This is a genomic window from Pseudarthrobacter sp. CC4, from assembly GCF_048957775.1.
GTDB lineage: Bacteria > Actinomycetota > Actinomycetes > Actinomycetales > Micrococcaceae > Arthrobacter.
Genome location: NZ_JARCCZ010000018.1, coordinates 72,361 through 98,586, shown reverse-complemented (window position 1 = coordinate 98,586; position 26,226 = coordinate 72,361). Strand labels below are relative to the sequence as shown.

The 26,226-nt window shown below is 65.9% G+C and carries 19 protein-coding genes; 9 read left to right on the top strand and 10 right to left on the bottom strand.

The annotated features are described in order from the left end of the window. The first annotated feature begins 148 nt into the window (after window positions 1-148). Entirely contained in the window at window positions 149-1,096 is a 948-nt protein-coding gene (locus tag PV768_RS13705; protein WP_421093278.1) for a GerMN domain-containing protein, read from the top strand. A 28-nt stretch (window positions 1,097-1,124) separates the two neighbouring features. Here the strand turns inward: PV768_RS13705 and PV768_RS13700 are convergent, their stop codons facing one another. The 3 genes from PV768_RS13700 to hrcA all read right to left on the bottom strand — a co-directional run bounded on the left by PV768_RS13700 (window position 1,125) and on the right by hrcA (window position 4,141). Continuing rightward, complete coding sequence (locus tag PV768_RS13700) at window positions 1,125-1,919, bottom strand: 16S rRNA (uracil(1498)-N(3))-methyltransferase (protein ID WP_421093277.1); 795 nt, start codon at window positions 1,917-1,919, stop codon at window positions 1,125-1,127. A gap of 2 nt (window positions 1,920-1,921) precedes the next feature. Further along, the gene (gene dnaJ / locus PV768_RS13695) at window positions 1,922-3,049 is read right to left on the bottom strand and encodes a molecular chaperone DnaJ (RefSeq protein ID WP_157242280.1); all 1,128 of its coding nucleotides are present in this window, start codon (window positions 3,047-3,049) and stop codon (window positions 1,922-1,924) included. A 78-nt stretch (window positions 3,050-3,127) separates the two neighbouring features. Continuing rightward, window positions 3,128-4,141, bottom strand: a complete 1,014-nt coding sequence (gene hrcA / locus PV768_RS13690) for a heat-inducible transcriptional repressor HrcA (protein ID WP_321213595.1) — start codon at window positions 4,139-4,141, stop codon at window positions 3,128-3,130. A 176-nt stretch (window positions 4,142-4,317) separates the two neighbouring features. On the opposite strand from hrcA, the gene PV768_RS13685 reads away from it, so the two are divergent. Both PV768_RS13685 and PV768_RS13680 read left to right on the top strand, forming a co-directional pair. Further along, window positions 4,318-5,166, top strand: a complete 849-nt coding sequence (locus tag PV768_RS13685; protein ID WP_157242278.1) for a DUF3097 domain-containing protein — start codon at window positions 4,318-4,320, stop codon at window positions 5,164-5,166. Window positions 5,167-5,315: 149 nt separating this feature from the next. Further along, window positions 5,316-5,738, top strand: a complete 423-nt coding sequence (locus PV768_RS13680; RefSeq protein WP_321213596.1) for a DUF4870 domain-containing protein — start codon at window positions 5,316-5,318, stop codon at window positions 5,736-5,738. 65 nt (window positions 5,739-5,803) lie between these two features. On the opposite strand, the gene hemW is transcribed toward PV768_RS13680, so the two are convergent. After that, a complete protein-coding gene (gene hemW / locus PV768_RS13675; protein WP_421093276.1) occupies window positions 5,804-7,033 on the bottom strand; it encodes a radical SAM family heme chaperone HemW in 1,230 nt (409 codons plus the stop codon). 36 nt (window positions 7,034-7,069) lie between these two features. Continuing rightward, a complete protein-coding gene (gene lepA / locus PV768_RS13670; protein WP_321213598.1) occupies window positions 7,070-8,923 on the bottom strand; it encodes a translation elongation factor 4 in 1,854 nt (617 codons plus the stop codon). A 187-nt stretch (window positions 8,924-9,110) separates the two neighbouring features. On the opposite strand from lepA, the gene PV768_RS13665 reads away from it, so the two are divergent. Beyond that, window positions 9,111-9,686 carry a type II toxin-antitoxin system PemK/MazF family toxin gene (locus PV768_RS13665; RefSeq protein ID WP_421093275.1) on the top strand — a complete coding sequence of 192 codons (576 nt, stop codon included), beginning with the start codon at window positions 9,111-9,113 and terminating at the stop codon, window positions 9,684-9,686. 169 nt (window positions 9,687-9,855) lie between these two features. Next, window positions 9,856-10,116 carry a 30S ribosomal protein S20 gene (gene rpsT, locus PV768_RS13660; protein WP_011692086.1) on the top strand — a complete coding sequence of 87 codons (261 nt, stop codon included), beginning with the start codon at window positions 9,856-9,858 and terminating at the stop codon, window positions 10,114-10,116. Between the two features lie 121 nt (window positions 10,117-10,237). On the opposite strand, the gene holA is transcribed toward rpsT, so the two are convergent. From holA to leuS, 5 genes are all read right to left on the bottom strand, one after another. Then, entirely contained in the window at window positions 10,238-11,254 is a 1,017-nt protein-coding gene (gene holA / locus PV768_RS13655; RefSeq protein ID WP_323057129.1) for a DNA polymerase III subunit delta, read from the bottom strand. Beyond that, complete coding sequence (locus tag PV768_RS13650; protein WP_421093274.1) at window positions 11,188-13,119, bottom strand: ComEC/Rec2 family competence protein; 1,932 nt, start codon at window positions 13,117-13,119, stop codon at window positions 11,188-11,190. The genes holA and PV768_RS13650 overlap by 67 nt, the downstream gene beginning before the upstream one ends. Window positions 13,120-13,434: 315 nt before the next feature. Next, a complete protein-coding gene (locus PV768_RS13645) occupies window positions 13,435-14,328 on the bottom strand; it encodes a ComEA family DNA-binding protein (protein ID WP_157242100.1) in 894 nt (297 codons plus the stop codon). 49 nt (window positions 14,329-14,377) lie between these two features. Further along, window positions 14,378-15,391 (bottom strand): DegV family protein, encoded by a 1,014-nt coding sequence (locus PV768_RS13640; protein ID WP_323057126.1) that lies wholly within the window; start codon window positions 15,389-15,391, stop codon window positions 14,378-14,380. Window positions 15,392-15,447: 56 nt separating this feature from the next. Then, window positions 15,448-17,982, bottom strand: coding sequence for a leucine--tRNA ligase (leuS, locus tag PV768_RS13635; protein WP_321213602.1), 2,535 nt, complete (start codon window positions 17,980-17,982; stop codon window positions 15,448-15,450). Window positions 17,983-18,522: 540 nt separating this feature from the next. Between leuS and PV768_RS13630 the strand changes: the two genes are divergently transcribed. Genes PV768_RS13630 through PV768_RS13615 form a run of 4 tightly spaced genes read left to right on the top strand, consistent with a single transcriptional unit; the run spans window position 18,523 to window position 26,212 of the window. Further along, a complete protein-coding gene (locus PV768_RS13630; protein ID WP_421093273.1) occupies window positions 18,523-21,696 on the top strand; it encodes an efflux RND transporter permease subunit in 3,174 nt (1,057 codons plus the stop codon). Next, window positions 21,693-22,142: a hypothetical protein gene (locus tag PV768_RS13625; RefSeq protein ID WP_321213604.1), complete on the top strand. Its 450-nt coding sequence runs from the start codon at window positions 21,693-21,695 to the stop codon at window positions 22,140-22,142. The genes PV768_RS13630 and PV768_RS13625 overlap by 4 nt, the downstream gene beginning before the upstream one ends. A gap of 1 nt (window position 22,143) precedes the next feature. Beyond that, on the top strand, window positions 22,144-25,284 hold the full coding sequence (locus PV768_RS13620) for an efflux RND transporter permease subunit (RefSeq protein WP_321213605.1): 3,141 nt from the start codon (window positions 22,144-22,146) through the stop codon (window positions 25,282-25,284). 31 nt (window positions 25,285-25,315) lie between these two features. Beyond that, window positions 25,316-26,212: a hypothetical protein gene (locus PV768_RS13615; protein ID WP_421093272.1), complete on the top strand. Its 897-nt coding sequence runs from the start codon at window positions 25,316-25,318 to the stop codon at window positions 26,210-26,212. Window positions 26,213-26,226 lie beyond the last annotated feature (14 nt).

Genomic DNA, 26,226 nt, shown 5'->3' with positions numbered 1-26,226 from the left:
GCCTCATATCGTTCCCGTTGCAGTTGGCCCTGGGGACCATGGCAGGGCCGTACGGTCCAGCGCCCTGTGCCATGCTGGAAATCCAGCTTCATTGCTGGACTACCGCCGCCCGGAAGCGGCCCAGTTGCGAAAGGACAGGCAACCAAACGTGCCGGCATCAGCTGCGCCCCTGAGGGCAGGACGACGCTGGGGCCGTGCGCGCCCTGCGGTCCTCGCAGTGGTTCTGGCAGTGAGCCCGCTCCTGGCGGGGTGCCTGGCCGAGCCCAATCCTGCACCTACCGGCCTCCTGAACTCCGGGCCTGCCGCCACCGGCACCGCACCATCCACCAGCGCCCCCCTTGAAACCACGCAGTCCTCCAACAAGGCGCCGGTGTACTGGATTGGCCGCACCGGCAGCAGCGTGTTCCTTTACCGGGAGTTCCGGGACGTGCCGGAGCAGGAAAACCCCGTGACGCGTGCCCTGCGGGCGATGATGAAGGATAAGCCGCTTGATCCGGACTTCTTCACCCCGTGGCAGAATCCCAGCAAGCTCGCCACCTCGATTTCCGGCAAGGACGTTATTACGGTGGACGTGTCCGAGGACGCGTTCAACAGCAACCTCGACGCTGACATGGCGGCCCGTGCCGTCCAGCAGCTTGTTTATACGGCCACGGCCGCTGCGGCCAGCTCCGGGCTCATTGACTCCGGGCAGCAGATCCGGGTGCGGATCCTGGTGGACGGGCACACGGACTACGTTGCTTTCGACCACATCCAGCTGGGTGACCTCATGACGAGGGGCGCGGGCATGGTGGCGCCCGTCTGGATCATCGATCCGCAGGAAAATGTGGAAATTGCCGACGGAAGCGTGAAGATCACCGGCCGCAGCACCCTGGCCGGCAGCAAGCTGCGCTGGCAGATCCAGCGGGCGGAGCAGGACGGCAACAAGGTACCGTTCCTCACCGGAGAAACAACGGCCTCCGCCCAGCCCGGACAGGGAGGGATCTTCACGCTTGCCCTCACGCTGCCTTCCGGCGACTACGAGTTGCGCGTGGCCCAGGCCGGCGCCGACGGGCAGCCGGACCAGAACGAGGACTCGCGGGCTTTCAAAGTCCGCTAGCCCGCACGCTGCAGCTTCGGCGGCCTGCTCAACCGGCAGGCTCGGCAGCATGCGCCGCCCAGCGGCCCAGGACGTCGCTGGCAAGCACGACGGCGGCGGGGCCGGCGGTGGATGAGCGCAGCACATGGTGCCCCAGCAGGGCCGTGACAGCACCCTTGCCGCAGAGCCGGGTTACTTCCCGGGGACTGATGCCGCCTTCCGGCCCAACGATCAGGAAGACTTCGCGGGGTTCCGTTGGGGTTCCGCCGCGCTGCCATGCTTCCAGCACTGTCCGCAAGGGCCTAACCGCGTCCTCGTGCAGGATGACGGCAAGCCCTGCGGCCTCCACGAGGCCGGCCAGCGCGGCGGTGTCGACGGCGGGCCGCACCTCGGGAACCCAGGCGCGGCGCGCCTGCTTGGCGGCTGCCGTGACCACGGACTGCCATTTGGCGTGGGCCTTCGCGGCCCGGTCGCCTTTCCACCGGACGATGGACCGTTCGGACTGCCAGGGTATGACGGCGTCGATCCCGAGTTCGGTTGCCGTCTCAATGGCAAGTTCGTCGCGGTCGCCCTTTGCCAGCGCCTGTACCAGCACCAGCCTTGTCCCCGGCTGCGGCTCAACGGCCAGGGAGGAGCACTCAACATCCAGCCCGGAGGGGGACGCCGCAAGCACCTTTCCGCTCATGCGCGTCCCGGCGCCGTCCACGATGTCAACGGGCTCGCCCGGGGCAAGCCGCTTCACCGTGACGGCGTGCCGCGCCTCGGGCCCCTCCAGGACAAAGACTTCCCCCGCCACCAGCTGGTCAAGGGAACCGGGAGGAGTGAAAAAGACCGGGTTGCTCACCGCTACAGGTTACCGAGCCGGTCCCGGAGCTTGGCGAACATGCCCCCGCTGGCCGCAAGCTTGCCCTCGGTGATCTGTTCACCGCGCATCTTGGCAAGCTGACGCAGGAGGTCCTCCTGCGCGGCGTCCAGCTTGGCGGGAGTCTCGACCTGGAGGTGCACTTTCAGGTCGCCGCGCCCGTACCCGCGAAGGTGGGTCACGCCAAGTCCGCGAAGGGTGATGATCTCGCCGGACTGGGTGCCCGGCTTGACGTCGATCTCCTGCGGTCCGTCGAACGTTTCCAGGCTCACCTCGGTGCCCAGGGCTGCAGCGGTCATGGGAAGGTGCAGGGTTGCGTGGAGGTCGTCGTTGTCCCGGACATAGGTGGCGTCGTTGTTCACGCGGATCTCGACGTAGAGGTCGCCGGCGGGACCGCCGGCGGGACCTGCTTCGCCCTGGCCGGAAAGCTGGATGCGGGTTCCGGTGGCTACGCCGGCGGGAACCTTGATGGTCAGCGAACGGCGGCTGCGGATGCGTCCCTGGCCGCTGCACTCATTGCAGGGGTCCTTGATGACGGTGCCGAAGCCCTCGCACGTACCACACGGGGCGGCGGTCATGACCTGTCCCAGGATGGAGCGCACGGCACGCTGGACCTGGCCGCTGCCGCCGCAGATGTCGCAGCGTTCCGGATGGGTTCCCGGCCGGCAGCACGAACCTTCGCAGGTGGGGCACGTGACGGCCGTGTCCACTTCCAGCTTCTTGTTGACGCCGAAGACAGCGTCGCGGAGTTCGATGCGGACACTGATGAGTGCGTCCTGGCCGCGCCTGACGCGGGAAGCCGGGCCCGTTGTTCCGCCGGCCCCGAAGAAGGTGTCGAAGATGTCCTGGAACGCGAATCCCTGGCCGGCGTAGCTGCCTCCGCCGAAGCCGTTGTCCGTGCCGTTCTCGTTGCCGGTGGTGTCGTAGACGCGGCGCTTCTGCGGGTCCGAAAGAACCTCGTAGGCGTGGGTCACGGCCTTGAAGCGGTCCGACGCGTCCTCACCCGGGTTGACGTCCGGGTGGAGCGTGCGCGCCAGCTTGCGGTAGGCCTTCTTGATCTCTTCTCCCGTGGCCTCCGGTGAGACTCCAAGGACGTCGTAGTGGCTGCTCAAAGTTCGTATCTCTTCCTTGTTGTACTGCCTGCAGTTGGACTGCGGGAAATGATCTGCATGCCCGGGAACGGGAAAACGTCAGGGTCCCAGGATCCGCGAAAGGTAGCGGGCAACGGCCCTGACTGCGGCCATGGTGGTGGGATAGTCCATCCGGGTTGGTCCCAGGACACCAATTTTCGCAATGTGGTCCGGACCGTACCCCGTGGCAACGACGGACGCCTCGGCAAGGCCGTCGTAGGGATTCTCGCGGCCGATGCTGACAGCCACCCCGCGGTGGTCCTGCGCCATTTCGCTCAGCAGGCGGAGCATGACCACCTGTTCCTCGAGTGCTTCCAGGACCGGTCCGATGCTGAGCGGAAAGTCCACGTTGGAACGCGCAAGGTTGGCGGTGCCCGCCATGACCATGCGGTCTTCCCTGCTGCTCTGGGCCAGGCCTTCGAGGCCGACGGCGAGGGCATGGGCGGCCTGCCTTTGCCCCGGGCCGGCTGTGGCCACCACTGCCGGCAGGGACTGGGCGAGCTGGTTCAGCGGAGTGCCGGCAAGGGAGCCAAGGAACCGTGCCCGCAGGGTGGCAAGGGCGTCGTCCCCCAGGTCCTGGCCGACGTCGATAACGCGCTGTTCCACTTTGCCGCTGTTGGCGATCAGCACCACCAGCACCTTGCGCGGCGCGAGGAGGACGAACTCGATATGGCGGACCAGTGCCCGGCTCAGGTGCGGATACTGGACCACGGCAACCTGGTTGGTCAGCTGCGACAGCAGGCGGACCGTGCGGTCAAGGACGTCGTCGAGGTCGTCAGATCCTTCCAGCAGCGACTGGATGGCCCTGCGCTCGGCCTGGGACAGCGGTTTGACCGCCGAGATCTGGTCCACGAACAGCCGGTAACCCTTGTCAGTGGGGATACGTCCGGCGCTGGTGTGCGGAGCGGTGATCAGGCCCTCTTCCTCCAGGGCGGCCATATCGTTCCTGATCGTTGCGCTGGACACACCAAGATGGTGCCGCTCCACCAGGGCCTTGGACCCGACGGGTTCCCGGGAGTGGACGTAGTCCTCCACGATTGCACGCAGCACTTCAAGTTTGCGTGGCTCGCTCACACTCCACCTCCATCCAGGGTTCGGGGCGGCCGCGCCGCCCGCGCTGTGCCACCTCAAGGGTTAGCACTCGACATGCCTCAGTGCTAACAGTCTATTATGACTCCCGCCGTTGCTAGCATTGGTACCGCTCCGGGCGAAATCCGGACCTGTGACCGAACGCTAGGCGGAGTGAAACCATGCAGTACCAGAACTGGGGCCCACGCGACTTGTCCGCTCCCGCAAAGACTGAACTGCCCGAGGTTCCCGTTGAACGGGGAATGGTCCTTGAGGACGTCCAGTCCGGCTGGGTGGGCGCCGTGACCCGGGTGGAAAAATCCGGCGGCATGCACGTGGTTGCCCTGGAGGACCGGCGCGGTAAATCCCGGTCCTTCCGGCTTGGTTTCGGATTCCTCCTCGAAGGCCGGGCCATCAAGCTCCTGCCCCCGGCCCCGCGGCAGGCCGCCGGCGCCGTCGCCGGCCGGACCGCCTCCGGGTCCGTCCGCGTCGCCGGCCAGCGGGCACAGGTGGCCAAGGCCAGCCGGATCTGGGTGGAGGGAAAGCACGACGCCGAACTGGTGGAAAAGGTCTGGGGAGACGACCTGCGCGTGGAGGGCATCGTCGTCGAACCCCTGCACGGCATTGATGACCTGGCGGGGGCCGTCGCAGCGTTCAGGCCCGGACCGGGCAGGCGCCTCGGCGTACTGGTGGACCACCTGGTGCCGGATTCCAAGGAATCCCGCATTGCGGACGCCGTCATGGCCTCGCCGGGAGCTGCAGGGAACGTCCTGATTGTGGGTCACCCTTACGTGGACGTGTGGCAGGCCATCCGGCCCGCGGTCCTGGGCATTGAGCAGTGGCCGGTAGTGCCGCGCGGGCAGGATTGGAAGACCGGCATCCTCGCAGCGTTCGGCTGGCCCCATGCCACAAAGGAGGACATCGGGCTTGGCTGGCAGAAACTGCTCGGCGCCGTCCGAACGTACGCCGACCTGGAAGCCTCGCTGCTGGGGAGGGTCGAAGAAGTCATCGACTTCCTCACCGTGCCCTGAAGGACGGTTCTGCCCCGGCCCGCGCATCCCGGGGCAGGTATGGGGCCGGTACCAAGTATTCTTGGTACTGCGGATCCTGCAACATTGCAGGCCGCCGCACCCAATAAGCTTTCTTAGCCGGCACCATTGCACTTCAGAAGGAACAGACTGTGGCAGAAAACGCACGTGATCACAGGGACAGCCCGGGCGGCCAGGGCCGTTCGGAGTACCACGGCGTTCCCGCGAATGCGCTGCCCCTGACAGCCAGCGAAGACCGGCAATGGGCCACCATGGCGCACTTCGGGGGCATCCTGGGCTGCGTTCCGTCGCTGCTGATCTACCTGATCTTCCGGGACCGCGGGCCCTTCACGGCACAGGAATCCAAGGAAGCCCTGAATTTCAGCCTGCCGCCCACCATTGCTGCCCTGCTGGCGAACATCCTGGTGGTCTTCGTCCCCGTGATCGGCAACATCTTTGCCGTCATCGCCACCCTCATCTGGATTGCGCTCACCTGCTTCTCGGTGGCGGCCGGCATCCATGTCAACCGTGGCCAGCCGCACCGTTACCAGTACAACCTGCGCTGGATCAAGTAGCGGCTGCACGGGTCCACGCCCGCGGGGTTCCCTGGCGGGCGCGGGCCCACGTTGCCTTGTGCCGTTCAGTCCGGCAGGACCCGGCGGACCACCGCGTCTGCCAGCAGCCTGCCCTTGAGGGTCAGGACCAGCCTGCCCCTGAACGCGGCAGCAGGATCCACGAGGCCGTCCGCGATCAGCCCCGCAACCTCATGGCGTCCTTCTTGGCCCAGCGACGATACTTCGAGACCGGACTGGAGACGGGCCTCGAGCATCACACGTTCGACGTTCCGGGTCTCCTGGTCCAGGGTTTCCCTGCCGGCCGCCGGTGACACTCCCTGTGCGAGGCGTCCGGCGTAGGCCGTGGGGTGTTTGACGTTCCACCACCGCACGCCGCCCACATGCGAATGGGCGCCGGGGCCGATCCCCCACCAGTCGTCGCCCCGCCAGTAGGCGAGGTTGTGGCGGCAGGCCTGCTCCGGCGTGCGGGCCCAGTTGCTGACCTCGTACCAGCCCAGGCCGGCTTTGGTGATGAGGTCGTCGGCGAGTTCGTACTTGTCGGCGTGGTCGTCGTCGTCGATTCCTGGAACCTCGCCCCGGCGGATCTGGGCGGCGAGCTTGGTTCCCTCTTCGATGATCAGCGCATAGGCGCTGATGTGGTCCGGCTGGTAGGACAGTGCCGTCTCCAGGGAGTAGCGCCAGTCGTCCAGGGACTCCCCCGGCGTGCCGTAGATGAGGTCCAGGCTCACAGCCAGTCCCGCGTCCCGGGCCCATTGCACAACCTGCGGGACTCGGCTGGGCGTGTGGGTCCGGTCAAGCACTTTGAGGACATGGGGCACTGCAGACTGCATCCCGAAGGAGATGCGGGTGAAGCCGGCTTCCTTCAGGATGGCAAGGGATTCAGGCGTGACGGAGTCCGGGTTCGCCTCCGTGGTGACTTCGGCGCCGGCCTCGATTCCCCACTGTCCGATGGCGCGGCGCAGGATCAGGGCGAGGTCCTCGGCGGGAAGCAGGGTGGGTGTGCCGCCGCCGAAAAACACCGTGCTGAGCGGGCGCGCAGGAAGCCCTGATTCCGCCAGGACCCTGGCTGCCAGGGACACTTCGGAGGCGGCCGTGGCGGCATAGGCGTCCTGCGAGGCCCCGCCGCCGAGCTCCGTGGCGGTGTAGGTGTTGAAGTCGCAGTAGCCACAGCGGACGGCACAGAACGGAATGTGTACGTAAAGCCCGAACGCCCGGCCCGCCGCACCGTCAACCGCCTGGGGAGGCAGGAGACCGTCCGACGGCGCCGGGTCGCCGAGGGGAAGAGTGCTAGGCATTGCAGGGGCCTCCGGTGGCGCCGGCCGCTGTAACCACTACTTCTTGGCCTTGTCCTTGGACTCGTCCGTGGTGAGCGCAGCAATGAAGGCTTCCTGGGGGACCTCAACGCGGCCCACCATCTTCATGCGCTTCTTGCCTTCCTTCTGCTTCTCCAGCAGTTTGCGCTTACGGGAGATGTCGCCGCCGTAGCACTTGGCCAGGACGTCCTTGCGGATGGCGCGGATGCTTTCCCGGGCGATGATCCTGGAGCCGATGGCCGCCTGGATGGGCACCTCGAACTGCTGGCGGGGAATGAGTTCGCGCAGCTTGGTGGTCATCATGACGCCGTAGGCGTAGGCCTTGTCGCGGTGCGTGATGGCGGAGAAGGCATCCACCTGTTCGCCCTGGAGCATGATGTCGACCTTGACGAGGTCCGCCACCTGGTCGCCGTCGGCCTTCCAGTCGAGCGAGCCGTAGCCGCGGGTCTTGGACTTGAGGATGTCGAAGAAATCGAACACGATCTCGGCGAGCGGCAGGCGGTAGCGGATTTCCACCCGGTCCTCCGAGAGGTAATCCATTCCTCCCATGACGCCGCGGCGGCTCTGGCACAGCTCCATGATGGCGCCGACGAATTCGTTCGGCGCAAGGATGGTGGCCGACACCATGGGCTCGCGGACCTCGGAGATCTTGCCGGAGGGGTATTCGCTGGGGTTGGTCACGTGGACCACTTTCTTGTCCTCCAGCGTCACCTCGTATTCCACGTTGGGGGCCGTGGAAATCAGGTCCAGGTTGTATTCGCGTTCCAGCCGCTCGCGGGTGATTTCAAGGTGGAGCAGTCCCAGGAAGCCCACCCGGAACCCGAAGCCCAGCGCCGCGGAGGTCTCCGGCTCGTAGACCAGGGCGGCATCGTTAAGCATCAGCTTCTCCAGTGCATCGCGCAGCACCGGATAGTCCGTGCCGTCCAGCGGGTACAGGCCGGAAAAGACCATCGGCTTGGCATCGGCGTAGCCGGGCAGGGATTCAGCGGCCGGCTTGGCGAGGTTGGTGACGGTATCGCCGACCTTGGACAGGCGGACGTCCTTCACTCCGGTGATGAGGTACCCCACCTCGCCGACGCCCAGGCCCTTCGAGGGCGTCGGCTCCGGGGAGCTCACGCCAATCTCGAGGAGTTCGTGCGTGGCCCGCGTGGACATCATCTGGATGCGCTCGCGGGGGTGCAGCATGCCATCCACCACACGGACATAGGTGACCACGCCGCGGTAGGTGTCGTAGACGGAGTCGAAGATCATTGCGCGGGCCGGGGCATTGGCGTCACCCTGGGGAGCCGGGAGGTCGCGGACAATCTTGTCCAGCAGCGCTTCAACGCCCATGCCGGTTTTTCCCGATACCCGCAGCACGTCCTCCGGTTCGCCGCCGATCAGGCTGGCAAGTTCAGCCGCGTACTTCTCGGGCTGTGCCGCAGGAAGATCGATCTTGTTCAGGACCGGGATGATGGTCAGGTTGTTTTCCATTGCCAGGTACAGGTTGGCGAGGGTCTGGGCTTCGATGCCCTGTGCCGCGTCCACCAGGAGGATTGCTCCCTCGCAGGCCGCGAGGGAGCGGGAGACCTCGTAGGTGAAGTCAACGTGTCCGGGCGTGTCGATCATGTTCAGCGCGTAGCTGACGCCATCCAGCTCCCACGGCATGCGGACAGCCTGGGACTTGATGGTGATGCCGCGCTCGCGTTCGATGTCCATCCGGTCCAGGTACTGGGCCTTCATGTCGCGGGACTGGACCACTCCGGTGAACTGCAGCATCCGGTCGGCCAGGGTGGACTTACCGTGGTCAATGTGCGCGATGATGCAGAAATTCCGAATGATGGCCGGATCTGTCGCGGCGGGCACCGGGGCGGTGCGGGCCATGGGAGACACACAGGGTCCTTACTGTTGGCATTCACTGATGGCTTTGGGCAACCAGGCAGGACGCGCCGATGGCACGCTGCGGCCCGACCGCACATTTTCAACCTCCAGTGTCCCACGTCAGGGCCCGCGCCACCGCATCCTGAGCGGAGTTCCTGCCTTCACTCTCCCGTACCGGGGGCGGTTATAGGGTTGCTGGATGGTTCTCAATCTCCGCTCCCTGCAGGATGCCGTCAGGACAGGCCTCCGGGCACTGCGCAACGCAGCCAGGACGTCCCCGGCGCCTGGCCCCGACTCCTCCCCCGGCCGGGCGGCGCCTGTGCCCGGCAACGCCCGCCTGCCGGCCGCTGCCCGCGGCAACGATGTGGATGGCGATGTATATCCCGGGGACTTCCAGGGCCGGTCCAGCGTCCGCTACGCACCGAGGCCCGATGGTGAACCGGATCCGGGCGAGGTGGTGTGGGCGTGGGTGCCCTTCGAAGAGGACCACAGCCGGGGCAAAGACCGCCCCGTGCTTTTGGTGGGCCGCAGCGGCAGTTACTTGTTGGGAGTCATGCTCACGAGCAGGGACCGTGTCCCCGAATCGGCCGTGTCACAGGACTATGTGGACCTGGGCGCCGGCGCCTGGGACAGGCAGGGCCGGGCCAGCGAAGCCCGGCTGGACAGGATCGTGCAGCTTCGGCCGGACAGCATCCGGCGCGAAGGTGCTGTCCTGGACCGTGCGCGCTTCGACACCGTGGCGGCCGGACTGCGCAGCCGACACGGCTGGACGTAAACACCGAAATGGCCAGCCCTGCCGCTGACCTGCTATTCTTTATAGCTGTGTGTCCGTGCAGGTCGACGGCCACTGATGGTTGGCCGCCATAGGTATCCCCACGCCGCTCAGTCAATGGCCAATCTGAAAGCCCTCTAGACCATTTCCGCATTAAAAAGAGAGTTCACACGTGGCGAATATCAAGTCCCAGAAGAAGCGCATCCTCACCAACGAGAAGGCACGCCTGCGCAACAACGCAGTCAAGTCCGAGCTGAAGACGGCCATCCGCGCCGTCAACACCGCCGTTGAGTCCACGGACAAGGATGCAGCTGCTGCTGCCCTGGTTGCTGCCAGCCGCAAGCTGGACAAGGCTGTCAGCAAGGGTGTTCTGCACAAGAACAACGCAGCGAACCGCAAGTCGGCGATCTCCAAGAAGGTCAACGCACTGTAAGGTTTCCAGTTCAACTGAACTGATGGTTGTGGCCGGTCCCCTCGGGGGCCGGCCACACATCTTTAAGGCCCGGAATCGCGGCCCCGGATGCCAGGCTTGGGCCCGGATCCGAACGGAACTGTCAGCGGCCCTGGACCGACATGGCGATCACCGTGACCGCATGCTCCACTGCATACACAGGATCACGCGAAAGCCCCTTGACCTGCGCGTCCGCCTCGGCCGTGGCCTGGATGGACCTGACCAGGCCATCCGGGGTCCACCGGCGGACGTCGCGCTGCGCCTGCTCCACCAGCCAGGGCTGCATGCCCAGTTCCGCGGCAATCTGGGCAGAGGAGCCCGACGCACCGGCAACGCGGGCCACGGTACGGAGTTTTGCGGCCAGCGCGGCAACAAGCGGGACGGGGTCTGCTCCCGTGGCGAGGGCATGACGGAGCGTGGACAGGGCCAAAGGAGCGTTGCCAGCCATTGCCGCGTCCGCCACCTTGAACGCCGTCGCTTCAATGCGTCCACCGTAGTAGCGGTCCACAATATCTGAAGTCACGGTGGTCCCGGCATCGGCGATGAGCTGGCTGCACGCCGCCGCAAGTTCCGAAAGGTTTGCGCCGACAGCGTTGACCAGGGCCTGCACCGCGTCCTGCTCAATACGGCGGCCGCCGGCCTTGAACTCGGCCGCCACGAAGGCCACCTTGTCTGCGTCTTTCTTGAGGGGCTGGCAGTCCACCACGGGCCAGCCGTCCTTCTTGATTGCGTCCAGGAGTTTCTTCCCACGGACTCCCCCGCCGTGCCGCAGGACAAGGACGGCATCGGGTTCCGTATGTTCTACGTACCGAAGCGCGTCAGCGAGGAAGGCGTCGTTCATGGCCTCGACGGCTTCGACCTCGATGAGCTTGCTTTCGCCGAACAGCGACGGGCTGACCTGCATCAGCAGGGTGCCGGGCTCGTACGCGGCCGCATTGATGCGGCTGACCTCCACGTCCGGGGCTGTTGCCCGGACCTGGGCACGGATGTGGTCCATGGCCCTGATGCCCAGGTACTCCTCCGGGCCGCTGACCAGCACCACCGCAGCGGGCTTTACATCCCGCCAGGAGGCCGCATTCGATGCCGGGGAACGGGTTGCTCGCTTCTGCGCAGCGGCCATCGTGGGTTCCTTCCGGAAAGTCTTGTGGAGGATTCCAGCCTGCCACGTCCGGCCGTCCGGTCCAAGCCGGCAGGCGTCAGTGGCACCACGGGCCGGCTCGGCCCGGGCCCTGACCCGCGGCCAAGGCCGTCCAGGGTACCGACTTGTCCCGATTCAAGGGCTTCGATCAGGGCTACAACGCGCCGATGGGAAGCCAGGACGCAGCGGCCGAACCTGCGGGGCCGGGACGCCGCCCACAGCGTTCCTAACGTGAGGGCTGACAGGAAGAGCATGGTGAGCAGCCCGGCAACGCCTTCCGGCCACGGAAGTGATGCGCCCGGGAGCTGCGAGGTGAACCTTGCCGTGGCTGCAATGCCGGCGCTGAAGATGCCCGCTACGGCGATCAGGGCTGTGGCGGGCCAGGGAGCCGGAATTACCAGGGGCACGGCTGCGGTCCCCAGAAGTGTCACCGGAGCCACCAGGGGTGAAGCGATGACATTGGCCAGCAGCGAGTACGTTGAGAATTCGGGTTGCAGCAGCACTGTAACCGGCCCGCACATCAGTTGCGCCGACAACGGCACTGCGACCCCGGCCGCCACCCAACGCGGAATGAACACCGGCGTCCAGTCGATGATGCGGCGCCCGAGGACAATGATCCCCAGGGTGGCCAGGACGGACAGGAGGAAACCGAAGCTCGATCCCAGGCCCGGGTCGATCAGCAGCAGCGCGATGACGGCCACGCTCAGGAAGCTGAGCCCGCGTCCGGACCGCCCGCCTGCCAGTGAGATCAGTCCAACACCTCCCATCAGCGCCGCCCGAAGCACGCTCGCATCGGGACCCACAAGCACCACGAACAGGCCCAGTCCGGCCCCGGCCAGCACAGCAGCCGGCACCCGGGGCAGGCGGAGGCTGCGGCAGGCCAACAGCAATGCACCGAGGACCAGGCTGCAGTTGGCCCCGCTGACAGCTGTCAGGTGCGTCATGCCAACACCTTTCATGGCGTTCTTCAGGCCCTCATCCAGCGCGCTGGTGTCTCCCGTGACCATGCCGGGAAGCAGGCCCGCTGGATCAGGGGCGAGGAAGGAAGCTGCGGCAACAAGCCGTTCCCGCAGTTCCTTGGCCGATCCCTGCAGTAGCGGAGATTCGTTGGGCCGCCCGGGCGGGGAGGAAGCAGTGAGGGTGCCGGCCTCCTCCCTGCCCGGATCAGGAGGGCGGAGCTTTCCTGCGGTGCGGACCAGCTGGCCCGGCACAAGGGTTGCCCAGGCCGGGCCGCCCATAACCACAAGGTGGGCACGCGTCCTGAGCAGGACGCCGCCGGTGCTGATGTCCCGTGTCCAGACGGGCACCGACCAACGCTCGGGCGGTCCTGCCTGGCCGGGTGCCGCCAGTGCGCGCGGGGCTCCCGCCACTTCGACCACGGCCACCACCGACTTCCCGGACGCAATCGCCGCCGCCAGCGGACCCTCGGACCTCTGGCTGGACGCGACGGCCGAGTGCGATGCCGCGGCGGCAGCCAGGAAGAGTGCCACCGCGCTGGTGGCCAGGAAACTCCGCCGAACCGGAGTATTTTTGGCTGCCGGCGCCCCTCCTTCGCAAGCCCCGCCTCCCGATGCCCCTGTTCCCCCGGTACGGGTTCCCCCTGCCGGGTTTGCCCGTAGCCTGCGCCGGCGGAGGCCGGGCAAGGAGGGCCGGGCCGTGCGGAACAGCAGGAGCAGCCCCAAGGCCACCGCTGCGCAACATACGACCGCCAGGGCTGTAGGGGCCAGCCAGAGCCCGGCGACTGACGCAGCCCACACCGCGGCTGCCGGCAGGGTGAGGCGGACATCCGTGCGGCGGCGCGGGGCCTCACCGGGGGTGCCGGTGATTGTCCCTGCCCCGTCCTTCACTGCCCGCGCCCAGGTGTCTTTTAGGATCCGGCTCCAATATTCCAGGACACGGTGCCGGAAGGGCACTGCAAGTCCCGGCCTCCGGCGCTCGAAAGGAGCATCCCCGGAGCGGACTGCCGGATTGTAACGGGTCCCGGGAAGGCGGGCGCCTGCTTCACGGCTGCCCCCAGGACCGGGTGGAGTAGCCGGTACTTTCACAGCGGACTGCACGTAACGGCTCCAGGGACTCGTCCGGGAGGTCTTCCTGCCACTACCCATCGGGATCACGGTTCGCCCGGGCCTTCTCATACCGGGCCTCCCCATACCGCCAGAGCCTCACACCGTCACCAGTGGCAGCAATGCTTCAAGCATCTTGGGTCCCACGCCGTCCACGGCGTCCAACTCCTCGACGTTCTTGAATGCCCCGTGCTCCTTGCGCCAGTCCACGATTCGTTGGGCAAGGACAGGACCCACTTTCGGCAAGGCATCCAGCTCCTCCACGCCCGCCGTGTTGAGGTTGACTTTTCCTTCCGGCGGCATTGCACCGCTGCCGCCATCCTGGCCAGCGCCATCCGGCCCGCCTGCAGGGACCTCCTCCCCTTCCCGCGGAACATGGATCTTCTGGCCGTCCTCCACGGCCAGGGCAAGGTTCAGGCGGTTCAGGTCGGCTCCCGGCGCCCCGCCTCCTGCTGCCGCGATGGCCTCGTGCACCCGGCTTCCTGCGGGCAGCCGAACCACGCCCGGCCTTGCCACTGCCCCTGCCACATGGACCACTACCGAGCCTGGGGATTCATCGCCGCGGGCGTCCCTGGCAGCTTCAGGATCACCTCCGGTTCCCTGGTCCCCCGCGGGGGCGCCGTCCGCCACCGGACCACCGGGGCTGATGCCGCTGAGGGGCAGGATCTCCGGACGGCCTGATGCCACCTGCCACCAGAACCATGCCCCCGCCGCAACAGAGAGGATGCCCAGCAGCACAGCGAGGCGCGGCCCCAGCCGCCACCGGAGCACGGATCCCACGGGAGTGGTGGCGGAAGGATCCAGGTCCTGCCGGGAACCGGCGGGTGGGGAGTGCGGGGAGGCCCCCGGCGGGTCCCCGGCCGGTCCCCGGTACTCAAAAGGCCCGTTACCGTTCCGGAGCAGCCCCGCGGGAGCCTCCCCGAGGGCGGCCTGCAGGCGATTCCTGGCATGGCGCGCCGGACCACCTGCTTCTCCAGCGTCCCGGCGTGACATGGCTTCACGCTAGGGAAACGTCCGGGCGCGGCAACAGGGCAGGCACGCGTTATGTGGAAAGGCCTGCCGAACGGCTGCCCGTTTCCGTCAGCTCTTCCCCCACGATCACGGCCAGGACCCCCAGGCCGGCATGGGCCGCGAGGACAGCGGGAAGCGGGCTGGTCTGGGCCGGCGGGCACCCCGGCAAGGCCAAGGCCAGGCGTGCAGCCAGGTTTTTGGCTTCGTCGGGATTGCCGAAATGGTGGATGGCAAGGTGGACGGCCGATGCCGGCCGGCCGGCAGCATCGGCGGCGACGATCTCTTCCAGGCGCGCAACAGCCCTTGCAGCAGACCGCACCTTCTCAAGCAGGACAATCCTGCCGCCCTCCACCGCCAGGATCGGCTTGATGGCCAGCATCGTCCCCAGCAGCGAGGCGGCTGCACCGATCCGGCCCCCGCGGCGCAGCTGCTCCAGGCTCGGGACGTAGAAATACACCTTGGTCCGTCCTGCCTGTCCAGCCGCGGCAGCGGCAACGGCCGCAGCGCCACCGCCGTCGGCCGCTGCCCCCACTGCCGCCTGGACGGCCATGCCCAAAGCCATGCCAACGGTGCGGGAGTCCACGACCTCCACCGGGATGTCCACCCTCGCCGCAGCCAGCCGGGCCGCGTCCGCCGTCCCGGACAGGTCCCCGGAAATATGGATGGAGACTACCGCCTCGAAGCCCTTTTGCCGGGCAGCGCGGTAGGCCTGCTCGAATTGGCCGGGCGAGGGCCGGGAGGTCTTAACGGAGGTCCCGGCGGCCAACGCCAGGGCGATGGTTTCGGAGATGTCGTCTTCGCCCTCGCCATAGATCTCCGACCCAACCATCACAGGCATCGGAATGACCGTCAGGACGCCGTCGCCCGTGAGCGCGGACACCCACTCCGGCGGCAAGGCAGCTGCGGAATCAGTGACCACGGCAGTACGCACGACGGCGCCCGGCCGTGTTCCGGAATCGTCCCGCCTGGCAGCCTCCTGCCTGGCGCGCATGGCCGCCAGGCGTGCGCGGAGCCAGGGCCAGGCGGCGGTGTCGCGGTCGGGCAAGGGGGCCTCCTGGTGTCACTGCAGGCCGCCGGAGCTGTTCCGGCGGCCCGGTCCGGCTAGGCCGGGACGATGTTGACCAGTTTAGGTGCGCGGACAATCACCGTGCGGATGCCGCGGCCGTCCAGTGCCCGCTGGACATTCTCCGACGCAAGCGCCAGTTCGCGCAGCTGGTCCTCGGAGACGTTCGGGGACACTTCCAGCCTGTCCCGGACCTTGCCCTGGACCTGGACCACTGCCGTGACGGTGTCCTGGACCAGCAGGGAGGCGTCATGGGCCGGCCATCCCGCATTCGCGACGGAGGCCGGGTGGCCCAGGACGTTCCACATGTCCTCAGCCGTATACGGCGCGAACAGGCTCAGGATCACCGCGACGGCCTCAGCGGCCTCGCGCACAGCGGGGTCGGCGCCGCCGGCACCGGAGGCTGCGTCTATGGTCTTGCGGGTGGCGTTGACCAGCTCCATCAGTTTGGCCACCACCACGTTGAACTTGTTGGCGTCCAGCAGCGCGGCGGCGTCGGCGATGGTCCGGTGCGTAACGGAGCGCAGTGCGCGGTCGCCGCTGGTGACGTCGATGCCGGGTTCGCTCGCCACATCCTGGGCCAGGCGCCACGCCCGCGCCAGGAACTTGGCGGAACCGGAGGGCGAAACGTCAGCCCAGTCCACGTCGTCCTCGGGCGGGGAGGCGAAGATCATGGTCAGGCGGACGGCATCCACGCCGTATTTGTCCAGCTGCTCGCCGAGGTCCACACCGTTGCCGAGGGACTTGCTCATGGCTTTGCCGCCGTTGAGCACCTGCCCCTGGTTGAGCAGGGCGCTGAACGGCTCGTCGGCGTCGATCATGCCGAGGTCGTGGATGACCTTGGTGAAGAACCGGGCGTACAGCAGGTGCAGGATCGCGTGCTCAACGCCGCCAACGTACTGGCCCACCGGCATCCAGTCGTTGATTTTCTCCGGGTCGAAGGGCCCCTCCGTGTAGTGCGGCGAAACGAAGCGCAGGAAGTACCACGACGAGTCCACGAAGGTGTCCATGGTGTCGGTATCCCGCTTGGCCGGGCCGTGGCAGGAAGGGCAATCCACGTTGACCCACGCTTCGGCAGCAGCCAGCGGAGAGGTGCCCTTGGGCGACAGGTCTTCACCGCGCAAATCGGACGGCAGCGTGACGGGCAGCTGCTCGTCGGGGACAGGAACCTCGCCGCAGGACGGGCAGTGGATGATCGGGATCGGGGTGCCCCAGAACCGCTGGCGGCTGAGCAGCCAGTCCCGCAGGCGGAAGTTCACGAACTTCTCACCGGTGCCCTGGCGTTCCAGCATGGCGATCGCGGCCGGGATGGCCTCCGCCTTGGGCAGGCCATCCAGCCCGCCCGAGTTGATCAGGGTGCCCTCGCCCGTGGTGGCCGTGCCGGAAACGGCAGGATCCTCCTCGCCCGTGTCCAGGACTGCCCGGACAGGCAGGTCGAAGGTGCGGGCGAAATCCAGGTCGCGCTGGTCGTGGGCCGGCACGGCCATGATCGCGCCGGTGCCGTAGTCGGCCAGGACGTAGTCAGCGGCCCAGACGGGAAGCTTCTCCCCGTTGAGCGGGTTGACGGCGTACCGGCCGGTGAAGACGCCGGTCTTCTCCCGCTCAGTGGACTGGCGTTCAATCTCGGAGAGTGCCTTGACCTGCTCGCGGTATTCGTCCAGGGCCGCGGCGTGCTCCCCGGTGACGAGTTCGACGGCGAGCGGCGCGTCCGCGGCCACCACAAAGAACGTCGCGCCGTACAGGGTATCGGGGCGGGTGGTGAAGACAGTCACCTCCTTGGCGGGCTTGCCGCCGTCGGCCTCGATCACGAAGTTGACGTGGGCGCCCTCGGAGCGGCCAATCCAGTTCTTCTGCATGGCCAGGACGCGCTCGGGCCAGTGGCCGCGGAGCTGCTCCATGTCGTCAAGCAGCCTGTCGGCGTATTCGGTGATCTTGAAGTACCACTGGTTGAGGGACTTCTTGGTGACGGTGGTGCCGCAGCGCTCGCAGGCACCGTTGACTACCTGTTCGTTGGCCAGCACCGTTTGGTCCTTGGGGCACCAGTTGACCGGGGAGTCCTTGCGGTATGCCAGCCCGCGCTCGTAGAAACGCTTGAACAGCCACTGGGTCCAGCGGTAGTACTCGGGATCCGAGGTATGCAGCCGGCGCGACCAGTCGGCCGAGATGGCGTACCGCTTAAAGGACGCGGCCTGGGTGTCGATGTTGGCGTAGGTCCACTCGCTGGGGTGGGCGTTGCGCTTGATGGCAGCGTTTTCCGCCGGAAGGCCAAAGGAGTCCCAGCCGATCGGGTGGAGGACGTCGAATCCTTTCTGGCGCAGATAGCGGGCCACCACGTCACCCATGGCGAACGCCTCCGCATGGCCCATGTGGAGGTCGCCCGAAGGGTACGGGAACATATCCAGCACGTAGCGCCGCTCCCGGGACCCGTCGTCGACAGGGGTGAAGACCTTGAGGTCTTCCCACACCTGCGGCCATTTGGCCTCCATCGCCGTGAAGCTGTAGGTGCCCTCCTCGGGCACCTCCGCTGACACTGTTGCTGCTGTTCCGGTCTCTGTCTCCGGCTGAACGCCCACTGCTGCCCTCTTCTGTTCTGTTACGGCATCTGTGCTGCCATAACGGCCTGATCCTCCTGCTGTCACCGGACGCTCCCGGACACACAAAAGCCCCTCACCATGGAGGGGCTGCCGCACGCTATCCGTTGGTCCGGATACCGGGCGGCTGGCTAAGCAGAAGGATCGCACGCATGAAACCACTTTAGCGCACCCGGGAAGGAACACCGCCGGGGGCCTGCCGGGAATGACGGCCTCCGTCAGGACCCCGAGGGTACGAGTCCCCCTACTGGAACGGCCCGCAGGATTACGTGTCCCCCTACTGCCGCAACCCGCAAAACCACGTGCCCTCCCCTACCCCCTACAGCTGCGAACTTGTGTGCTTTCCCCCCTTGCCAACAGTGGCAGGGCAGGTGCATTGTAATGACCAAGTCTGAGGGGGAAACTGACTGGTCTCCGGCGTAGGAGCCTGAAATGTATTCATGCCAGTTACACCCGCAGCAAAGTAGCCGCGGGTCTTACCCTTCGTCTAACCCCGGCCGAGAATCCAACGGGTGACGAACCATGTTTGGCTGGGTTACCCGGTTCAGCATGCAGTTTCGGATTCTGGTTCTCGCGATCGCAGCGGGCCTTATTACTTTTGGCGTAGTAAACATTCCACATATGGCTGTGGACACCATGCCGGAGTTCGCCCCCGCACAAGTCGAGATCCAGACCGAAGCCCTCGGGCTTTCCGCCGCTGAGGTCGAACAGCTCATCACCGCCCCCATGGAGGCGGACCTTCTTAATGGCGTGGCCTGGCTGGACGAGATACGCTCCAAGTCCGTTCCCGGCCTGTCGTCCATCGAACTCGTCTTCGAGCCCGGTACGGACGTCCTGCGTGCACGCCAGCTGGTGGCGGAAAGGATGACCCAGGCCCACGCGCTGCCCAACGTCTCCTCGCCGCCCCTGATCATGCAGCCGATGTCGTCCACGAGCCGCGTGATGATGATCAAGATGAACTCCACCGAGCTCTCGGGCATCGACATGTCCGTCCTGGCCCGGTGGAAGATCAAGCCGCGCCTGATAGGCATCCCGGGCGTCGCAAACGTGTCTATCTGGGGCCAGCGCGAACAGCAGCTGCAAGTTGAAGTCACTCCCACGCAGCTCCGCGACAAGGGCATAACCCTTGAGCAGCTGGTCAAGACCACGGGCAACGCCGTCTGGGTTTCGCCGCTGAGCTTCCTGGAGGCATCCACGCCGGGTACCGGCGGCTTCGTGGAGTCACCCAACCAGCGCCTTGGCATCCAGCACGTCCTCCCTATCCGCACCCCGGCCGACCTGGCAAAGGTCAGCGTGGAGGAAGCGGACCCGCCGGTGCTCCTGGGCGACATCGCCCAGGTCAAGGAAGGCCACCAGCCGCTGATCGGGGACGCCGTGGCCGGCTCAGGTGCAGGCCTGATGCTGGTCGTCGAAAAGTTCCCGGGCACCAACACACTGGAAGTCACCCGCAACGTTGAAGCCGCGCTGAAGGACATGGAGCCGGGCCTCACCGGGATCCAGATCGACACGTCCGTCTTCCGGCCGGCAACCGGCGTCCAGGAATCCGTCGACAGCCTGGGCCTCTCCCTGCTCATCAGCCTGCTGATTGCCGTAGCCCTGTTCTGGCTGCTTTTCCGCTCCTGGCGTGCGGCTGTGATTGCGCTCGTGGCCATCGCCACGACGGTCACGACGGCCGCAGTTGTGCTGTTCGCCCAGAATGCAACACTCAACATCGCCATCCTGCTCGGGGTTCTGCTCGGCACATCGGTAATCGTGGGCGACATTGTGGAAGACATCCAGGCCCACCGGCGGCTGGCCTCGGACCAGGATGTGGCGAAGCCGGGAACTTCCCCAAGGTCGAGGATCAGCCTCATCGCGAAGGGAATCCGCACTCCGCTGTTCCACGCATCGCTCATCATGGTGGTTGTCCTCGTTCCCACGCTCTTCCTGACCGGGGTCGGCGGCTCGTTCTTCACCCCGCTGTTCTGGTCACTTGCGCTGACCCTCGCCGCCGCACTGATAGTTGGCCTCTCCGTGACGCCCGTGCTGGCGTACTTCCTGCTTCCGCCGAAGACTGCTCCGGCCAGGGAACTTCCCGCTGTAGGACGCGCGAAGGCCTACTACGGCCGCGCGCTGGACGGAATCGGTCCCCGGAAAGGCCTTGCCGTCGCGGTGGTGGTGGTTGTGGGAATGCTGGGGATCGTAGCCGGTTCCCAGCTGACGCAAAACAGGCAACTTGTTCCCACGATGCCTGACCGCACGCTTTTGGTTCAGTGGGACACCATGGCCGGGACCTCCAACGATGAAGTCCAGCGGGTTGCCGCCAAGGCCGCCGAGGAACTTCGGGCCCTTCCGGGGGTCTCCGGAGTCGGCGGGCACCTGGGACGCGCCATTTCAGCAGACCAGGTGGTAGGCAACAGCTCCGCTGAGCTGTGGGTGTCGATCGACCGGGGCGCCAACTTCGGCGAAACCGAGCGTGCCGTGCGGGAGGTGGTCCAGGGTTACCCTGGCATCGCGCACAACGTGATGAACTACTCGCAGCAAACCATCGGAGATGTACGCTCCAGCATGGAACCGGACTTTGCGGTCCGGGTCTTTGGAACGGAAATGCCGGTGCTGCGTAAAAAGGCAGAAGAGGTCCGCCAGGCCCTCCAAAAGATCAACGGGGTGAACAACCCGACCATCGACGCACCGGCCGTGACCCCGATAGTGGAGGTCCAGGTCAACCTCGAAGCCGCCCAAAAGGCAGGTATCAAGCCCGGTGACGCAAGGCGCGCCGCTGCGACCCTGATGCAGGGCATCGTGGTTGGGAACCTCTTTGAACAGCAGAAGGTTTTCGAAGTGGTTATCCGGGGGGCCGTTGGCGTCCGGGATGACCTGACAAGCATCCGTGAGCTGCTCCTTGACACCCCCAACGGCGGCCACATCCAACTGGGGCAGATCGCCGACGTGCGGATGGTCCCGAGTGAAGTCGTGGTCCAGCACGATGCTACGTCGCGGCGCATCGACATTGTCGCCGACATCAGCGGACGCCCATTGGAAGATATTCAGCGGGACATCCAGGCAGCCGTCCAGCAAATCGAGTTCCCGCTCGAGTACCACGCCGAGATCCCAACGAAATATGGTGAACTCCAGGCCGCGGATACCTTGGTGCACGGACTCGGAGTTGCTGCCGCCCTGGCTGTGCTGCTCCTGCTCCAGACAGCGGTGAGGAGCTGGAAACTGGCTGTCGCCACCTTCCTGGCCCTTCCCGCCGCGATGTCCGGAGCAGCGGTGGCGGCCTGGTTCGGATCGGCGTCGCTGTCCTGGCTGTCACTGACAGCGTTTGCTGCCGTCCTTGCCATCGCCGCGCGCAACGCAGCCCTGTTGTCCGCACGCGTCGACGAGATCTGGCGGGAGACTGCCGGAGCTTCGCGCACAGACGTGGTCATGCAGGCAGCCCGGGACCGCGTGTCGCCAGTCCTGAAGTCGGCCATCATCACGCTGCTTGTGCTGATACCGCCCGCCTTCATGGGCGGCACGGTCGGCCAAGCCTTGATAGGGCCGATGCTGCTGATCCTGGCCGGTGGCCTGGTGACCACAACGCTCGTGGGGCTCTTCATCCTCCCGCTGCTCACCCTGTGGTTCGGTCCCCGCACCGAGCCCGAAGAGTGGTCGGAAGTCTACGAATCAGAACATCCAGTCATGTCGATGCCGGAAAAGGTGAAAGTATCATGACCAGCAAAAGCCTCCTTCGGCGCCTGCCAGTCGCAGCTGCCGTCTGCGCCGCCCTGCTGTCTTCACTGCCGGCCTGCGCCCAGTCCACAGCGCAGGCGGAGTCTGCAGCCGAAGCGCCTGCCAAGGTGGAGAAGAACGCCACCACGGGGATTGCACGCATAACGCTCAGCCAGCGGGCCATTGAACGGCTTGAACTGCTCACGGAGACCGTCAAGCCGGCGGATGGAGGCATCCTCCTCCCCTACGCTGCCCTGCTTTACGACGCCGAGGGGAAGACCTGGGTTTACGGGAACCCCGAACCACGGGTGTTTGAACGCCAGGCCGTCACCGTGACCAAAGTGGAGGCTGGTGTTGTCACCGCCAGCGCAGGTCCCGCAGTGGGTTCCCAAGTGGTGACCGTGGCCGCCGCTGAGTTGTTCGGCGCAGAGTTCGTCACGGGCAAATGACATGCGCCGGATAGTCGCCGCCAGCCTGCGCTTCAGATCCATCGTCATCGCGTTGGCGGCGGCTCTGATGATGGTTGGCGGCGCCCAGCTCAGCAACGCCTCAGTGGATGTCTTCCCTGAATTCGCGCCGCCAAAAGTCGAGGTCCAGACAGCATGCCTTGGCCTAACGGCCGCGGAGGTTGAAGAACTGGTATCGGTTCCCATGGAGGAGGCCTTCAACGGCATAGACGGCCTCGACCACATGCGCTCCAAATCAGTCCCGCAGTTGTCCTCGATCGTCATGGAATTCGAGAACGGCACGGATCTGCTGACTGCACGCCAGCTGGTATCCGAACGGATGGCGACAGTCATTCCCACCCTGCCCACCTGGGCAGCCCCGCCGGTGATGCTGCAACCGCTGTCCTCCACCAGCCGGGTGATGAAGATCGGCCTGTCCTCCGACACGCGGTCCCTGATCGAGATGTCCATGATCTCCTACTGGAACATCAGGGCCCATCTGCTCCGCGTTCCGGGTGTGGCGAACGTGGCAATCTGGGGCGAACGCCTCCAGATGCTGCAGGTCCAGGCGGATCCCGCCAGGCTGGCGACCCACAAGGTCAGCCTGGAAACAGTGATGAATTCTACGGCCAATGCGCTGGATGCCGGGCTCCTCCATTACTCCTCGGGTGCCATGATCGGCACCGGCGGATCCCTGGACACGCCCAGCCAATCCATCGGAATCCGCCACGTCCAGCCCATCACCACCCCGGAAGACCTCGCCCAGGTGGCGCTGGAGGACCGGGAGGGGCAGCCACCACTGAAGCTGGGCGACGTGGCAAATGTCGTGGAGGACCACCAGCAGCTTATTGGTGACGCAGTGATCAACGGCGGCCCGGGCCTGATGCTGATCGTGGAGAAACTGCCGTGGGGAAACACCCTTGAAGTCACCCGGGGCGTTGAAGAGGCAATGAAGCAACTCGAACCCGGCCTGACCGGAATTGCCGTGGACACCACGATTTTCCGGCCGGCAACATTCATCGAGGAATCCCTCAATAACCTGGGCGTCGCCCTTCTCCTTGGCTGCCTGCTTGTCATCATGGTGTTGAGTGTCTTCCTCTTCCAGTGGCGGACGGCGCTGGTCAGCGTGCTGGCCATCCCCTTGTCGCTGGTGGCGGCTGCCCTTGTGCTCTATTGGACCGGCGGCACAGTCAACACCATGGTGCTTGCGGGGCTGGTGATTGCGGTCGGGGTGGTGGTGGACGATGCCATCATCGACGTCGAAAACATCGTCAGGCGCCTTCGGCACCACCGGGCAACCGGGGGCACGGGAAGCACCGCGAGGGTTGTGGTCAACGCGTCCCTGGAGGTCCGGGGACCCATCGTTTATGCCACACTGATCATCGTCGCGGCCACGGTTCCGATCTTCTTCCTGGACGGGCTGACGGGGGCCTTCTTCCGGCCGCTGGCCACGGCCTACACGTTGGCAGTGTTCGCGTCGATGCTCGTGGCCCTTACGGTGACCCCCGCGTTGGCATACATCTTCCTCCGGAACGCCAAGCTGGAGGACAGGGATCCGCCCGTGGTCAGGGTCCTCAAGCGCTGGTACAGCAAGGCCCTCCGGCCCATCGTCCGGCGGCCAATTCCCGGTTACCTCGCCTTGGCCGCCTTCGGCATGGTGGGCATAGTGGCGGCACCGTTGCTGGGCCAATCCCTGCTCCCTTCCTTCAAGGAACGCGATTTCCTCATGCACTGGCTTACCAAACCAGGTACGTCCAACGCCGAAGAAGTCCGGGTCAGCCAGCTGGCCTGCAAGGAACTCATGACCATCCAGGGCGTGAACAACTGCGGATCCCACACCGGCCAGGCCTTCAACGCTGATGAAGTGGTGGGTGTCTACTTTGGTGAGAACTGGATCAGCGTAGACCCGGGCGTGGACTACGATTCCACGCTGAAGTCGGTCGAGTCTGTAGTGGCCGGCTACCCCGGTATCCAAAGGGACGTGCAGACCTACCTCAAGGAACGCATCCGTGAGGTGCTGACGGGGACCGGCTATGCCGTCGTCGTCCGCGTCTACGGCGACGACCTTTCGATACTTCGCCAGGAAGCCGACAAGATCAAGGAGATCCTCGGCGGCATTGACGGGGCCATCGGTGCCAAGGTCGCGCTCCAGTCCAACATTCCGCAGATTGATGTGGAGGTGAACCTGGACGCAGCGAACCGCTACGGACTGAAGCCGGGCGATGTGCGCCGGGCGGCGGCCACCATGGTGGCCGGCGAAGAGGTCGGCGACATCTACCGTGACGGCAAAGCCTACGACGTCCAGGTCTGGAGCCCGCCGGAGGTCCGGACGAGCGTCACAAGCATAGAGAACCTCGTGCTGGATACGCCGTCCGGGCAGAAGATCCGGTTGGCTGACGTGGCGGCCGTTTCGGTCAAGCCGACACCCAACGTCGTTGAACGTTCCGAAGGGTCAAGGCGCATCGATGTCAGCGCCAACGTCAAGGAAGGCGACCTGGCCAAGGTGGTGGAGAAGCTGCAGGACGGCATGAAATCAGTCCAGTTCCCGGTCGGCTACAGCGCCGTTGTCCTCGGGGAATACGCGGAACGGCAGGCCGCATCGCAGCGCCTGATGCTCTACTCCATCGTCGCGCTCATCGTTGTCTACCTTCTCCTGCAGGCTGCTTTCAGGAGCTGGCGGCTTGCCACCCTGGCCATCCTGACCCTCCCGGTGGCGCTTGTGGGCGGGGTGATCGCTGCGCACCTCAGCGGCGGAATCCTGTCCCTGGGTTCCCTGGTCGGCTTCCTGACGCTGATGGGGATCGCTGCACGCAACGGCATCCTGCTCATCAACCACTGCCAGCACCTTGAACAGTTCGAAGGCGTCCCCTTCGGGCCGGAGCTGGTGCTTCGGGGGGCTGCAGAGCGGTTGTCGCCGATCCTGATGACCACGCTGGCCACCGCGCTGGCCCTGGTGCCACTCGTTGTCATGGGCAACATCCCGGGCCACGAGATCGAGCATCCGATGGCGGTGGTGATCCTGGGCGGGCTCGTCACGTCGACGTTGGTCAACCTGTTCATCGTCCCCTCGCTGTACCTCCGCTTCGCCAAGGGCGGCCGCGGTCGGCGCAGCACCCCCGAACTGCAGCCGGCCCCTGCGGTGTAGTCCTCTTCCAACCAGTATGAAAGGCACTGAGATGACGCTTTTGGCACGCCGCCTCACAGCATACGGGTCCGCGCTGCTGCTGGCCTTCGGGTCGCTGACGGTGGTCTCGGCACCAACGGCGGCCGCGCCGGCAGCCGAAGAACTCTGCGGCGAAGGGTCCGCGATTAATTTCGACCGGTCCGCCTTCCCGGAATATCCGCGGATCGACAACAAGTGGTTCCCGCTCAAGCCGGGCATGCAGTTCACCACGGTGGGCACCGTGACATCGGCTGACGGCGTACAGGCGCACAAGGTGGTCCATACGGTCACCGGCCTGACGAAGGTAATCGACGGCGTGACCACCCGTGTGATGTGGGACCGTGACTACTCTGACGGTGAACTGGTGGAGTCCGAACTGGCCTTCTTTGCCCAGACCCGTGCCGGGGATGTGTGGCTGTTTGGCGAATACCCTGAGGAATACGAAAACGGCGAGTTCGTGGGCGCCCCAAGCACCTTCATCAGCGGGCTCGCCAAGGCACAGGCGGGCATCGCCATGCAGGCTAAGCCCAAGACCGGCACGGCCTCCTACGTCCAGGCCTACGCACCCAGGGTTGATTTCCTTGACTGCGGGACAGTGTTCAAGACAAACCAGGAAGTCTGCGTTCCCACCGGGTGCTACTACGACGTCCTGGTGATCGACGAATACAACCCCCTGGAACCGCCCGAGGCCGGACACCAGCGGAAGTTCTACTCACCCGGAACCGGGCTGATAAAGGTCACTGCCGTTGGCGGTGAAGACCAGGAATTCATGGATCTGGTGAAAGTGCGGAAATTGAACGCCGAGAAGTTCGCTGCCGTCAACGCGCAGGCCCTGGAACTGGACGAAAGGGGATACGAGGTCAGCCGGAGCGTCTATGCCAAGACGCCGCGGGCCGAACTCAACTACTGAGAGGCAGAGGAAGT

What these genes read in the sequence shown, in the direction of transcription:
- PV768_RS13685 (WP_157242278.1), top strand. Translation starts at nt 4,318, where the DNA reads ATGCAGTACCAGAACTGGGGCCCACGCGACTTGTCCGCTCCCGCAAAG.
- hemW (WP_421093276.1), bottom strand. Translation starts at nt 7,033, where the DNA reads ATGCCTAGCACTCTTCCCCTCGGCGACCCGGCGCCGTCGGACGGTCTC.
- PV768_RS13665 (WP_421093275.1), top strand. Translation starts at nt 9,111, where the DNA reads ATGGTTCTCAATCTCCGCTCCCTGCAGGATGCCGTCAGGACAGGCCTC.
- holA (WP_323057129.1), bottom strand. Translation starts at nt 11,254, where the DNA reads ATGGCCGCTGCGCAGAAGCGAGCAACCCGTTCCCCGGCATCGAATGCG.
- PV768_RS13645 (WP_157242100.1), bottom strand. Translation starts at nt 14,328, where the DNA reads ATGTCACGCCGGGACGCTGGAGAAGCAGGTGGTCCGGCGCGCCATGCC.
- PV768_RS13630 (WP_421093273.1), top strand. Translation starts at nt 18,523, where the DNA reads ATGTTTGGCTGGGTTACCCGGTTCAGCATGCAGTTTCGGATTCTGGTT.
- PV768_RS13625 (WP_321213604.1), top strand. Translation starts at nt 21,693, where the DNA reads ATGACCAGCAAAAGCCTCCTTCGGCGCCTGCCAGTCGCAGCTGCCGTC.
- PV768_RS13620 (WP_321213605.1), top strand. Translation starts at nt 22,144, where the DNA reads ATGCGCCGGATAGTCGCCGCCAGCCTGCGCTTCAGATCCATCGTCATC.
- PV768_RS13615 (WP_421093272.1), top strand. Translation starts at nt 25,316, where the DNA reads ATGACGCTTTTGGCACGCCGCCTCACAGCATACGGGTCCGCGCTGCTG.